This is a genomic window from Leucobacter sp. USCH14 (assembly GCF_037619215.1).
In the GTDB taxonomy this organism is placed as follows: domain Bacteria; phylum Actinomycetota; class Actinomycetes; order Actinomycetales; family Microbacteriaceae; genus Leucobacter.
In genome coordinates this window covers 1-14220 of record NZ_JAQPZP010000017.1, presented here as the reverse complement: position 1 = coordinate 14220, position 14220 = coordinate 1, and the positions used below count along the sequence as shown (strand labels likewise).

The window sequence follows — 14220 nt, the reverse complement described above, 5'->3', positions numbered from 1 at the left end:
AGTCGTCTCCGGCATATGCTTTTCAGCGGTTGAAGATTCGTTCCCCCGAGTTCAGACCATCCTCCCGAGCCGCATTTCCCCAACTGGCGCGGGAGACACGCCCCCGGTCCTGTCCCCCAGGATCCCGGGGGCTTTTTCGTGCCCGGCGCGGGGTCATCGGCATCCCGCGCCTCACCGTTCGCGCGCAGCGAGGTCGACGTAATCGGCGGGCCCGACCTCGACCTCGGCGGCCCCGGCGCTGAGCTCCGCCGCGAGCGACGTGAACGGCCCGATCTCCTCCTCGGCGAGCGCGAAGCTCTGGGCGACTCGGTCGCTGTAGTGCGCTGCGCCGACGGCGTACCCCCGACGTCGCGCCTCCGCTTCGATCTGGGGCGCGATGTCATAGGCGCAGCGGAGGATGACGGATCGCCGCAGCCCTCTCCGCTGCCGCGTCGCCCGCTGCGTCGCAATTGCAACGGTCGAGCGGTACGCTCGCGTCAGCCCGCCCGCCCCCAGCAGCACCCCGCCGAAATAGCGGGTCACGACGGCGACCACGTCGCTGAGCCCCGCCGAGACCAGTGCGTCGAGCATGGGCGCGCCCGCGGTGCCGCTCGGCTCACCGTCGTCGTTCGAGCGCTGCACTCGCCCGTCGGGTCCGAGCACGAACGCCGAGCAGTGGTGCCGAGCTCGGGGGTGCTCGGAGCGCACTCGAGCGATCACCTCTCGCGCGGCCGCCTCGCCCTCGACCCGTTCGAGCCGAACGAGGAAGCGCGACCGGGAGATCTCCTGCTCCGCATCCACAGCGGCAGCGATCGTCTCGTATTCCATCGCCCTCGCTCCGACAGGGGGCGCATCCTCCGCCCCGGCTACCATCGAGTCTATGGGCGGTGAAAGCGTACGGGTCGACACGTGGGTCTGGGGCGTGCGCCTCGCGAAGACGCGGAGCCAGGCGACCGCCGCGTGCCGCGCGGGTCACGTCCGGGTGAACGGGGCCACGGCGAAGGCCTCCCAGTCGGTGCGACTCGGAGACGAGGTGCGCGTGCGCCAGCACGGCTTCGACAAGGTGTACCGAGTCGCAGGTCTGCCCGTGCGCCGCGGCAGCGCGGCCGAGGCGGCGAAGCACTTCGACGACCTCACGCCGCCGCTGCCTCCGCGAGTGGAGCGGCCGGCCGAAATCGTGCGCGACCGCGGCGCGGGCCGGCCGACGAAGCGCGAACGACGCGACATCGACCGGCTCCGCGGGCGCGGCGGCGAGGGCTAACTCCCGAGCTCGGCTTCCGGCTCCCTGCGCCGACGCGCCAGCAGCACGGCGCCGGCTCCGGCGAGCAGCAGGAGCAGCGCGGCGAGCGCCGCGAAGGCGGCGGTGTCGGCGCCCGTCGTGGCGAGGCCGTCGGCCTCCGCCACCGCCGTCGTCGCGGAGCTCGTGAGCTGCGCATCTGCCGTCTGCGTCGTGGACGTCTCCACCGTCACCGAGTTCGTGACCGACGGGTACGCCGACGGGTCGACGTGCACGAAGAGCGTGAACTCCGCGCGCTCTCCGACCGCGAGACCCTGCGGCAGCGTCCAGGTGACCGTCGACCCGGCGACCTCCACGCCGTCATCGGGCGAGGATGCGAAGCGCAGCCCGTCGGGGAGCGCGTCGGTCACGGTGATCGGACCCGGGTCCAGCGTCGGGCCCCGGTTCTCGACCGCGATGCGGTACTCGCCCGTCTGCCCGACCTGGAACTCGCCGATCGCAGCCTTCTCGGTCACCAGCGTGGCGACCGGATCGACCAGCACGGCCGCGCTCGAGACGTCGTTCACCGGGTTCTCGTCATCGGCGGCCAGCACCGTTGCGACGTTCGTCAGCCCTTCAGACGACACCACCGAGTCGGCGACCAACGCCTGCAGCGTGATCTCCACCGTCTCACCGACCGCGAGACTTCCGTCGCTCACGACCGGCGTCCACGTGAGCGCCTCCGCACCCGCCACTGAGGCGATCGCAGGTTCGACGGCCTCCGCAGCGCCTCCCGCGAGGGCGATGCGCGCGCTCCCGGGTACGTAGCTCATGCCCGTGGGCAGCGCATCGGTGACGTCGATCGGGCCGCGCGCGATGCTCGGGCCCTCGTTGGTGACGAGCAGCCGGTAATCGGCGACACCGCCCGCGTCCACGCGATCCTGCTCGCTCGTCTTCACGATCGAGAGGTCGGCGCTCGCCTCCTCATCGCTCGAATCGACCGCCTCGGGCCGGTTCGTCGCGTTCGCGGCCGTCGCGCTCGCGAGGTTCACGAGCGGCTCGCTCACGTCGAGTGCTGGGTCGGTGCTGTACGTCACGATGAAGGAGCGCAGCTGCTCGGGGCCGACCTGCTGCGTGCCGGAGAGGGCGAAGGTGTCCCAGCTCTCGTCACCGGTGCCATCGGCGCCGACCCCACCCGCTGACCGAGTCCACTCTCCCGCTTCGCTCGCGAGCGCTGCGAATGCGAGGCCGGCCGGCACCTCGTCGACGACGCTCACATCGCGCGCGTCGGCGGGCCCGTCGTTTCGCACCGTGATGCGGTACGTCACGTCCGTCCCCGGCACGACCTGCGGCACGTTCGCGAGCGAGCTCGCCGGCACCCACTCGCCGTCGGCCTGCACGACTCGGGTCTTCCAGAGCGTCAGGCTCGTGCGGTCGTCGGGCGAGATCGACGCGTCGCCGGAGTTGTTCTCCGGTTCCGGGTCGGTCGTCGTGCCGGGCTGCACCGCGGCTGTGTTGACGATGTCGCCGCCCGTCCACGCCGGGTCGACGATGCCGGTCACCGAGAGGTCCGGCTCGTCGCCGACCAGGATCGACGCACCCGTGTACGACCACGTGATGGTGTCGCCCGCCGTCGCGGCGTTCCAGCCTCCGGCGTTCGAGAAGCTCGCGCGCCAGAGACCCGTCGACGGATCCTCGGCGAGGGCGGAGATGCCCTCGGGGATCGTGTCGGTGACGGTGATCGGCTGCGAGTCCGTACTCCGCGCGGTCGACGGGCCGAGGTTGCGGGGCTCGAGGCTCCACGTGACCGCGGCACCCGCCGTGATGTTCTCCGGCGCCGTGACGACCCGCTTCGCGAGCACGAGGTCGGCCGAGCCCGCGACGTCCACGAGATCGGTGTCGCGATCGTTGAGCGGATCGTTGTCGTTCGGGCCGTCGACGAGGGCGACGTTCTCGACGCCCTCCGCGGGCACGAGATCCGCGTCGATCAGCGCGGTGAAGGTGACGACGACGGTCTCCTCCGGCGCGAGAACGACTCCAGCGGTCGCGTCGGCCCAGGTGAGGGCGTTGCCGTCGATCACGGGCTCCGCGGCGGCGGCCTCGGCACCGGCGACCGAGATCGCGCCCGACCCGACAACGTAGCCGAAGCCGTTCGGCAGCTGATCCGTCACCGTGATCGGGGCGTCCGAGATGCTGGGGCCGTGATTGGTCACTAGCAGCCGGTACTCCACGGTCTCGCCCGCGACGGCGGACTCCGAGCCCGCGGGAACGACATGCGACTTCTCGATCTCGAGATCGGCGCTGCGCATCGGAGCCACGCCCTCGGCGTCGCTGGCGTACGCCCGGCCTCCTCCGGCCGTCTTCCAGTTGGCGGCAGAGGCCTCCACGGTGTTCACGAACGACTCGCCGTTCGGCATGGCGGGATCACTGCCGTAGGTCACGATGAAGGATCGCGCGTGCTCGGGGCCCTCCTGCTGCGTGCCCGCGAGCGTGAAGGTGTCCCATGCGTCGCTCTGACCCGTGCTCGACTCGCCGCCGGCAGCACGCGCCCACTCGGCGGAGCCCTCCGACTCGTGCGAGTCGTAGCTCAGCCCGGTGGGCGCTTCGTCGACGACCGTGACCTCGCGTGCATCGGCCGGGCCGTCGTTGATGACGGTGACGCGGTAGCTCACGTCGTCTCCGGGGAGGAAGACGGGAACGGGATCCTGCTCGGCCGCCACGACCCACTCGCCGTCGACCTGCACCACTCGGGTCTTGGCGACCCGCAGCGCGGTGGCGTCTCCCGGAGCCGCCGTCGCAGCGCTCTCGTTGTTCGCGCCCTGAGGATCGCGCGTCGCACCCGGCGCGACCTCGGCGGTGTTCTCGATCTCGCCGCTCGTCCACGACGCATCGATCACGCCGGTCACCGAGATGTCGTAGGCGCTGCCGTCGAACTCGTCGCCCGATCCGACCGGGTACTCGCCGCCGGTGAAGGTCCAGGTGATCGTATCGCCGGCGCGCGCCGGGAACTCGGCGGTCTCGCCGTCGCGCTCGACGGTCGCCGCCCACATCCCCGTCGAGGGATCCTCGACGTCGGAGATGCCCGCGGGAAGCGTGTCGGAGATGGTGATCGGCGCCGTTTCCTCGCTCACCGAGACGGAGGGTCCCGCATTGCGGGGCGCGATCTTCCAGGTGATGGGCTCGCCGGCGGTGATGCCCGATGCCGGGGTGGCGCTCTCATCGATCGATTTGGTGATGAGGAGGTCGGCCAACGGCACGACCGCGATCGTGTCGTCGTCGCACTTCGGCGCCGGGGTCGATCCCGCACCGGGCACCTCGGGCGAGGTCGCACAGGCCTCGTTCGTCACCGAGGTCTGCGTGCCGATTCCAACGGTCACGAGCGCCGACAACCGGAGCTGCGGGGCCGCGGCGCCGGGGAGCACGGTGCCGGCGTACGTCGCGACCACCGTGGTGGTGCCGTCGTCGTTCACCGTCGCACTCGTCACGCTCCAGTCGTCGCCCACGGCGCCGCCCTCGACGTACTCGAGCCCGGCGGGGAACGTGTCGGTCACCGTCATCGCCGTGGACGACGACGGCCCGCTGTTTCGCGCGTCGAGCGTGAATGTGACGGTGTCGCCGATCTCGTACTCGTCGGGATCCGCCGCGACGTGGTCCTTCTCGAGGTCCACGTCCGCCGAACGGGTGACCGCGACATCCGCCGTGTCCTCATTCGGATGCGGATCGGCCGCCGGTTCGGGAGTCTCCGACGCCACTGTCGCCGTGTTCGTGTGCGTCCCCGCAGCGAGCGTCGACGCGAACTGCGCCTCGAACTCGATGACGGGGGCGACTCCGCGATCCTCATCGGATGCGGTGTCGGCGAGCAGGCCCGATGCGAGGGTGAACGTGACCTCCTGCGGGGTGTCGGCGTCGGCCTCCGTCGCGCTGACGATCCAGGGGCCGACCGAGGTCAGCGCATCGCCGACCGTTACGCCGAGCGGAAGGGTGTCGGTGACGACCACCGGGCCGGCCGCATCGCTCGGACCGAAGTTGCGCACCTGCAGGCGGTACCAGACCGACTCGCCGGCGAGCACGCCGCCGTCCGCGACGATGTCGCCGCCGGGCCCGTCGATGACGTCCTTGGCGATGCCCAGGTCGGCAGCAGTGGCGACGGTGATGGTCGCCGCATCGTCGTCGGTGCGCGTGCCCGCGCTGTCGCTCCAGGTGAGCGTGGCGGTGTTCTCGAGCTCCGTGCCCACGAGCACCGTCGGAGCGATCTCCGCGATCACCTGGAGGGTGGTGGTGCCGACCGGCAGGAGCCCGTCGTTCCCGGAGTACTCGCACGACGCGCTTCGCGTGCCCGCGACGGAGGCGTCGCAGTCCCACCCGGATCCTGAGATCTCCACCAGCGTCAGCCCCTCGGGCAGCGCGTCGGCGATCTGCGCCGGCGCGGCCGAGGGCCCCGCGTTCGTGACCTGCAGGGTGTAGCTCGCCGTCCCGCCCGCGGTGAACGTACCGCTGTCGGCGGTCTTCTCGACCGACATGGAGGCAGACCGAACGATATCGATCGCGTCCTCGGCGTGGTTGTTGCCGGGGTCGGTGTCGTTCGGCGCCGAGACGTCCGCGGCGTTGAGCACCGCGAGCTGAGGGGCGAGCTCCGCGTCGACATCCGCGACGAACGTGACGACCGAGGTCGCACCGAGCGGAAGATCAGCGCCGGCGGTGACGTCGGCCCAGGTCAGCACGCCGTCGACCGACATCGGCTCGAGTGGGACCGCAGCCGCACCGTTGACCGCGACCGTCGCGCTGCCCGAGCGGTAGCTGAGCCCGGCGGGGAGCGTGTCGGTCACCGCGATCGGTGCGTCGGAGTCGCTCGGGCCCTCATTGGTGACCGCGAGCCGGTACGTCACGGAGGCTCCGGCCTGCACCGCTTCGCCGCTTGCGGGCGCGATGTGCGACTTCTCGATGGAGACATCGGCGCGACGGTTCGAGCCCGTGCTGTCGGTGGCCTCCGGCTCGTTGGTCGCGTTCTCCGCCGAGGCGACGACTGCGTTGGTGATCGTGTTCAGCACCGACGGCGAGGAATCGTAGGTCACGACGAATGAGCTGGTCGACTCCGGGGCCTGCGTGCCCTGGAGGCTGAACGTATCGGCTGTCTCGGTGTGAGTGTCGTTCCACGTCGTCCCGTTGAGACCCTCGTGGCTGCTGTAGCTCAGTCCGCTCGGTCGCGTGTCCGTGACGCTCACGGCGCGCGCGTCGGCCGGACCGTTGTTGGCCACGTCGATGCGGTAGCTCACCGCGGTTCCCGGAACGAAGGGCTCCGCCGCCGTCGCCGGGCGCCACGTGCCCGCGTCGTTGACGACGCGGGTCTTCGTGACGCCCAGCGCGGTGCTGTCGTCGGGGGTGACGCCGACCTCAGAGGCGTTGTTCGCGTCACCACCGGCGGGCTCCGCCGTCGCGCCCGGGACGACCGTCGCCGTGTTGAGCAGCTCCCCGGTCTGCGAGGTGAGGATCGTGCCCGAGAGCGTCACCTGCGCGGTCGCGCCGACCGGCATCGACGCGCCCTGATAGGTCCAGAGGATCTCAGTGCCCGCATCCACGCCCGCCGCGGGAATCGCGCTGCCGTCGGCGAGCGTTGCAACCCAGTCCGCGTTGCTCGAAGCCGTCGCGGCCGTCACACCGCTCGGTACGGTGTCGGTGACGGTGATCGGGTCTTCGGCGGTCGCGACCGAGACGGAGGGCCCGAGGTTGCGCACGGTGATGCCCCAGGTGATCGGGGAGCCGACGACGGGAGCGGTCGTATTGACGACCTTCTGGATCGCGAGGTCAGCGATCGGGCTCAGCGCCTGCTCCGCGGTCGAGGTGTTGTCGCCGCGGCGGTTCTCAGCCTCGAAGGTGCGTCCGAGCACGTCGGCGGTGTTCGTCAGCTCAGAGGCGGCGGCGGTGGCAGCGTCGGTCGACGTGACGTTCGCGGTCAGTACGATGCGGTCGGAGCCGTCCGCCTTCAGGCTCGTCGTCGTCGTTCCGACCGACATCGTGCCGTCGCCGTTCACCGTGACCGGGAGGGCGGCACCCGTCGTATCGCTCGACCCGGTGTAGTACCGCGCCGAGAATGCACCTGTCGATACTCCTGTCGGCTGAACCGTGGCGTCGGTGAAGGCGAACGGGCCGAAGCTCGCGTCAGGCCCCCGGTTGGTCACGGTGACCTGCCACTGCGGCTGCGCGTAGCGGTTGCTGATCGGCGTTTGATCCGGCACCCACGTGCCGGTGACGAGGCCGTACAGGTTCGTGCCCTGAGCACCCGAGTCGGTGACACCGCCGATCGCGCGCTTCGCGACGTTCAGATCGGCGTCGCGGAGGAAGGCGTTGTCGCTCGCGTTCGCTCCCGTGTAGCTGCCCGAGGCGCTCCCGGTCGCATTGCGACGGTCGGTGGTGACCGCGCTCAGCGTGTTCGTGTGCGGGTTCGCGGAGCCCACCCCCGGCGCCGTAAGCGCGTCAGGATCGTTCGGCGTCGCCGTGTACCGGATCGTGATGCTCTGGCCCGGCTGCAGCACGACCGGGGTCGAGGCGTCGACCGAGTCGCTGCCGAAGGTCCAGACCAGCGGGCCCGATGCCCCTCCCGAGGGAGCCGTCGACGCGACGGTCGTTCCGCCGACCGTGATGCGCTTCACCTCGGTGAACGTCCAGTTCGCCGGAAGCGTGTCGGTCAGCACCACCTTCTGCGCGGCACCGCCGTTCGCCGCGTTCGTGGCGGTGAGCACCCACTCGAAGGGCTCGCCCGCGTATGCGGTCTTCGAGGAATCGGCTGCCGTTTTGGTCAGCGTGACACGGGGAAGCAGCGGAGTCACGGTCGCCTGGGCGGTCTGGGTGGAGGTGAACCGCTCGCCGTTGGTCGGGTACGAGTCGTACCCCGTGATGCCCGCCGTATTGCGCTTCGCGCCCGAGGTCAGCGTCGCCGACGGCGAGAAGCTCGCCTCGTAGGTGAGCGCCGCAGCAGCACCCGGTGCGACGGGGCCCGGGATGTTCCAGGTGATGACTCCGTTCTCCATCGTGACCGCGTTCCCCGCCGCGGCACCACCGATCCTGAACGTCGTTTCGTCGACGACGATGCCCGCGGGCACCCGGTCGGTGATCACCGCGTTGAACGCGTCGCTTCGATTGGCGCCGCTTCCGTTGATCGCGCGCACCTCGTAGGTGAAGCGCTGATCGACCTGCCCGTTCGCGGACGCCGCGTACGCACCCGCGGCGCCGACGCGCTTCACACCCTTCGCGACGGTGAGCTGCGGGCGCAGGATGTTGACGTCGGCGTCGTCCTCGAGAGTCTGGAAGACCGCGTTCTGCGCGGTACTCGACTTCCACTTGAAGTTCGCGGTATTGCCGATCTGCGCGTTCGTGACGAGATCCTTCGTGATGAGGGCCTCGTACCGCAGCACGATCACGCGCGCCTGACTGCTGCTCGCGATCGTGCCGCTGTTCGCCGTGTACTCCCACGTGCGTGTGTCGCTGCCCGTCGCGGAGACCGACCAGTTCGCCGTCTGGTCGTCGGCGACACCGTTCGTCTCGAACGCGACCGACGCATTCGCGATCGCCTGGCTCGTGTTCAGCCCGATGTCGTCGAGCTGCACGTCGTAGTAGTTGACGAACGGCTTCAGCGCGACGCGCACCTCGTACTCGGCGGTCGCGCCGACGGGCGCGCTCGCAGCCGGGCCGTAGGCCGATCCTGAACCCTTGACCCGCACCTGCTTGGTGATCGCCGCCGTGTCGGCGGTGACGGTCGCAGCGCTCGACGCGCTGAGCGCTCCACTCCGTTCGTAGGCGGCGTCGATCGCCTCGGGAAGGGTATGCCCCTGCACCTCGACCGTGTTCGTGTAGGCCTGGCCGGCCCCCGCCTCGGGGTCCAACTTCGCGCGGTAGGTGAGCGTGACCGCCCCCGGAACCTCGCGGAGTTCTGCGATGTCGGCCGCGTTCCACACGATGCTGCCGCTCGTGCCGTCGAGCGCTCCGGCCGAGACCTCGACCGATCCCGCGGGCGCGGCTGATCCGTTGATCGTGAACGAGTCGGGGTCGACCTCGAGACCCGCAGGGAGCTCGTCGGTGACCACGTTGTCATAACTCTTCGGCGACGAGGCCCCGTTGGAGACCACGATGGTGAAGGTCACCGGCTGGTCGACGTTGACCCCGGTCGTCTGGCTCGCCGTCTTCGTCACGGCGAGCTTCGGCTCGATGAACTGCACGGGTGCGACCGCGGCCTTCGTGAGCTGGGCGCCGCCGGCCGGGTTGTCGTAGGTGAACACCGCGCGATTCTGCAGCGCGCCGGGGTTCGCGTCGCCGACCCAGTACGTGACCTGCGCGCGGAACACCTGCTCGCTGCCCGTGCTGTTCGTGTACGTCGCCGGGAAGTCGAGCGCGCCCGACGCGGAGTCGGAGCAGGTGAACCCGGTGAGCGCACCGGTGCCGCACTCGTCGGGGGTCGTCGTGCTGTTACCCGGCGCGAAGTACTGCGCGCTGCCGTCGAGGTATCGGGTATCGACAGGCTGACCGGCTGCGTTCGTCAGGGTGCCGCGATCGGCGAGCGTCGCGTTCGCAACCGTCGTGTTCGCCGGAATGGTGACCGAGTACTCGAAGGTGGCGTACTCGCCCTGCACGATCGCGCCGGCGCCGTTGTTCGGATCGGAGACATCGGCCGTGCTCGGAGAGACCTGCGTCGAGACGAGTCTCTTCGCCACTGCCGCGTCCGGAAGATGCACCTCGGCGGAGTCGTACGTGTCGGCATCGCCGAACTCCACCTCGTCGGCTGCCGGCGTGCGGTTCGTGAGGAGCTGTCCGCCGCCCTCCCGCTGGGGCACGACGGTCGTCGGCTCCGCGGAGGAGCCGGGGTGCGGGATGTCGTAGCTGACGATGCCGGCGGTGTTCTCGTAGCTCTGCGTGAGCTGCGCGGCGGCTCCACCTGAGCCGTCGGGAACGTTCAGGGTGTACCCGAGCGTGAACCCGCGCGTCACCGCGGCGGTCGAGTCGGTCGCGGGCGAGGAACCGGGCACATCGCTCGCGATGCGCCAGATCACAACGGATCGGCCGGCGTACTCCGCGCTGAGCTGCGACCCCTCGCTCGGCACCGTGTCGACCGCGGTGGCGGTGAATTCGTCAGCGGCGAGCGCGGTCTCCGGTGCGCCCGCGGAGCCGCCGTCGTAGAGGCTCGCCGTGAAACTGCCGGTCGCGACGTCAGCCGCGGTCACGCCCTCGGGCAGCACGTCCCAGATCTCGTAGCCGCTCGTCGTGTTCTGCGGCGCGGTCACGTCGATGCGGTAGGTGACCGAGTCGCCCTGAGCGACGGTCTCGTCGGTGCCCCCTTCGCCGAATGCGCGGTTCGCGCTGCCGTCGGCATGGGTGTTGGTCTTGATGCCCTTCTGCAGGGTTGCGCCCCAGTCGAGGTCGATGGTCGCGTCCGAGCGGCGGAAGGTGAGCTCGCCGTCGACGTTCACCTGCTGGTACTTCGCGTGGTTCGCCGGGCTGTCGAGATCATCGGCGGAGGCCGACTGCGCCGACACGACCCCCTCGATGTAGACCGTGATCGAACTGTCGAGCGGCATGAAGCGGAAGTCGCCGCGCTGCTCGCCCAGGTCCCACGAGAGGTGGGCGCCGTCGACGCTGGGCTCCGGGATGTACGACTGCGGGAACCCCGTGTCGGTGCGATCCTGCGGGGAGGCCGCGTCGACGGCACCGGTCATTCCGGTGTACCCGTACTTCGCCTGCACGAAGTCGACGCCCTCGGGCAGGTAGTCGTCGAGCACCGGGTTGCGGGTCTCGATCCCCTCGGTGAAGGGCACCTGAATGCGATACCAGACTCGGTCGCCCGGGGAGAAGGGCGCGGACGCCTGCTTCTCCCACGCATAGGGATCGGACACGCTCTGCTCGAGTGATCTGCCGCGCTGCAGCACTTCCTTCTCGATGCTCGTGAACTGCGACGAGATCGTCGCCTGCGAGTCGTCCAGCGGATGACGCTCATCGCCGACCCGCTCGAGGAGCGCCGGATCGGCTGCGATCGCGGCGATGGGCGTCGTGGTGCCCGTGATCGAGACGCGGTTGGTGAGGCGGTCGCCCGAGCTCGTGTTGCCGTTCGATCCGGTGTAGTTCGGGCGCTGCATGAGCGTGTAGCGCACGTCGGCCGACGCATTGGCCGCGAGCGCGTCGACCGCGAAGACGACGGTGAACTCGCCGGAGGCTGCATCGAACGCGATCGATTCAACGGTGGCCGCGTCGACGGTCGCCCCCGCCTCCGCGCTCGGGTAGTCGCACGCGGACCCGCGGGTCACCGCCTGACTCCACGCCGCAGCGTCTTCGTACGTGCCCGCCGCATCGCCGTTCACAATGGTGAGCTGCGGCGCCGGCGACTGAACGGGGAACGCCGGGCAGAGACCGTTGGGGATCACGTCCGTGAGACGCACGTCCTGCGCGTCGACGTACTCGCTCGTGCGCACCTGCAACGCGTAGTTCGCCAGTGCGCCGGTGGTGAAGGCGTCCTCTTCCACGCTCTTGATGACATGGAGATCGACCGCGTCGACGGTCTCGGTGTCCGTATCCGACGTGGTGCGCAGCGCCGCGTCGTCATCGAGAACCGCCCCGGTGAAGGCGCCGGAAGCGGTTGCCGCGTTGGTCAGCGAACGGGCGTTGGCCGGCGCAGCCGCGTCCTCGCTGCCGTGGCGCGTCGATGCGCCCGTGTTGTTGCCGAGGTTCGCGCCCTGCAGGCCGGTTGCGGGGTCGGGCGCGTCGCCCTCCCACATCGTGTTCTCGAACAGCGGGACCGCGGCGTAGTACTTGAGCTCCACGGAACCCGAGGTGCCCGCCGATGCGGGGAACGACTGCGCCGTTCCGCCGGTGAGGTCGTTCAGCGACCAGGTGACCTTCGTGTACACACCCGCGCCGGCGAGCCCGAGAGCGTCCGCCTCGGAAACGGAGAGTTCGACGGTCTCCACGCGCTCCTGCGGCTCGACCCCGTCAGGCAACGCGAGCGGGTTCAGTGCGGGCAGGCGTCGGGGCTGACCGTCGACGGTGTACTCCCCCGATCCTACGGCCGTATTGTCGCCGCCTGCGAGCCCCAGATACTCCAGCCCGGCGGGAAGGTAGTCGGTCACGGTCACGCCGGAGGTCGGCGCCTCGCCCGTGTTCTGCACCCGGATCGTGTAGACGGTCGGGTGGTCGTGCACACCGCGCAGCAGCTCGCGCTCCGGGCTCAGCTCCGACTTCGTCACGCGCAGCGCGCGCACGTCGGGCTGCGCGAAATCGGCGTCGACGCCCGGCTTCGACGTGTGATCGGTCGTCTTCGCCTTGCTCTCCGACCCGTCGAAGGTCGGGAGTCGAGAGGGGTCGTTGCTCGTGTACGCCGTCGCGTTGAAGTTGATGGTGCTGCCGACCGGGTATGCGGTGGCGTCGGGCCGAACGGTCACGTTGAGGGCCACGGTGCCGCCCTGCGGCAGGTCGTCGATGTTCGCCCAGACCCACAGCTGCTGGCCCGCGGGCACCGCGCAGCGGTTCGCGGGGCCGGCGGGATCGAGCGTCGAAGCGGGAACGAGCCCGCTCGCCGCGCAGCTCTCCGCGGTCGCCGTACCGGTGCGCGACTCGTTCGGGAGCACCTCGAGCGGGCCGTACATCTTCGTCGGCTTCTGCGATCCGCCGCCCTCGACGAACGATACGGACTCGGGGAGCAGCGCCGAGACGCCGAGGTTGAACTGCTTGCCGCCGTCGGCGTTCGAGATCTCGACCGTGAACGCGGCGTCCTCCCCGGCGAGGATGAAGTTCTTCGCACCAGCGCCGGCGCTCTCGACCGTCACCTCCGGCGCCCACTCCGCGGCGGCGGCCTGCTGCGCGCCGACGCCGACGGCGACGAGGGATCCGGCGACGATCGCGCCGGTCGCGATGCTCGCGATGAGTGAACGAATGCGGCTCCGCTTGGGCGCCACGATTGCTTCCATCATGTTGTCCACTTTTCCCTTTTCGCGCGCGACGGCGCCCCACCCCAACGAAGTTCGACTCGACGCCCGCTGCACAGGTCGCGCGTCGTTCGGCGGTGCGGGCGCACTGCTCCCCACCGCAAACTCGTTCAGCTAATCAGAAGCGGTGCACGCCCCTGGCCGCTTTCGGGCAACTTCACCCGCTTTTTCACCCTCGGCATTTCGATTGCGAAGGGGCCGCTGGCCGCGCATACGCGGTGTCGCACGCTGGTGGCACGCGCAGAAAGGCCCCGACCCCTGCATGCGCAAGGGGCCGGGGCCATCCCGAACCGTGCTCTAGCTTCGCGCGTCCTTCCGACGACGCCCGAAGAAGTAGACGGCAGCACCCATCAGTGCGAGCAGCAGAGCCGCGGCGCCGGCGAGCACCATGCTCTCGCCACCGGTGTTCGACAGGTCGCCCGGGTCACTCGGGTCGCTCGGAGCACCGGGCTCGCCAGGCGCGCCCGGATCGCTCGGCTGAGACGGAGCCCCGGGATCACCCGGATCCCCCGGCTCTCCGGGCTCACTCGGTTCGCCGGGCTGCTCCGGCTCGTCGACGACGCGGTAGGTGATGGTGACCGTGGCGCGGGTGTCGTTGCCCTCGGTGTCGCTCACCTGATACGTGATCGGCGTGGGGTTCCCCGTGAAGCCGTCCTCGGGAACGAAGATGATTGCACCGGTTACAGGATCCACCGTCCAGGTGCCCTCCCCGGGCACGACGAGCTCCGTGACGAGCTCTTCACCGTCGACGATGCGCACCGACGCGGGGTCGAGCTCGCCGAGATCGTTGCCGAGCACCGGCACCGTGACGGAGGCTCCGGGAGCGTTGTCGAGCGACTCGTCATCGGCCGCGGCTGGCACGTACGTCACCCGAACCTCGGCACGCGCGGTCTCACCGCTCTCATCCGCGACTTGATACGTCACGGGCGTCGGGTTGCCCGAGAACCCGTCTTCCGGAGCGAACGAGATCGCACCCGTCTCGGCATCGACCGTCCACGATCCCTCACCCTCGACGACCAGCTCGGTCACGAGCTCCTCGCCGTCCACGATCCGCACGGAAGCGGA

4 protein-coding genes are annotated in these 14220 nt (G+C 70.1%); 1 reads left to right on the top strand and 3 read right to left on the bottom strand.

All coding sequences use genetic code 11. The features are described 5' to 3' along the window. Positions 1-171 precede the first annotated feature (171 nt). Positions 172-807, bottom strand: a complete 636-nt coding sequence (locus tag PQI23_RS13045) for a YigZ family protein (protein ID WP_339975234.1) — start codon at positions 805-807, stop codon at positions 172-174. A gap of 52 nt (positions 808-859) precedes the next feature. Between PQI23_RS13045 and PQI23_RS13040 the strand changes: the two genes are divergently transcribed. After that, positions 860-1240, top strand: a complete 381-nt coding sequence (locus tag PQI23_RS13040; RefSeq protein WP_339975232.1) for an RNA-binding S4 domain-containing protein — start codon at positions 860-862, stop codon at positions 1238-1240. Here PQI23_RS13040 and PQI23_RS13035 read toward each other — a convergent pair. Together PQI23_RS13035 and PQI23_RS13030 are read right to left on the bottom strand one after the other, a co-directional pair. Further along, positions 1237-13140, bottom strand: coding sequence for an isopeptide-forming domain-containing fimbrial protein (locus PQI23_RS13035; RefSeq protein WP_339975230.1), 11904 nt, complete (start codon positions 13138-13140; stop codon positions 1237-1239). The two genes, PQI23_RS13040 and PQI23_RS13035, sit on opposite strands and share 4 nt — an antisense overlap. A 312-nt stretch (positions 13141-13452) precedes the next feature. Beyond that, positions 13453-14220, bottom strand: a 768-nt coding sequence (locus PQI23_RS13030) for an Ig-like domain-containing protein (protein WP_339975228.1), incomplete at its 5' end; no start/stop codon positions are given.

Bases quoted from the DNA above. Each gene is read 5' to 3' on its own strand.
- PQI23_RS13035 (WP_339975230.1), bottom strand. From the start codon at position 13,140: ATGATGGAAGCAATCGTGGCGCCCAAGCGGAGCCGCATTCGTTCACTC.
- PQI23_RS13040 (WP_339975232.1), top strand. From the start codon at position 860: ATGGGCGGTGAAAGCGTACGGGTCGACACGTGGGTCTGGGGCGTGCGC.
- PQI23_RS13045 (WP_339975234.1), bottom strand. From the start codon at position 807: ATGGAATACGAGACGATCGCTGCCGCTGTGGATGCGGAGCAGGAGATC.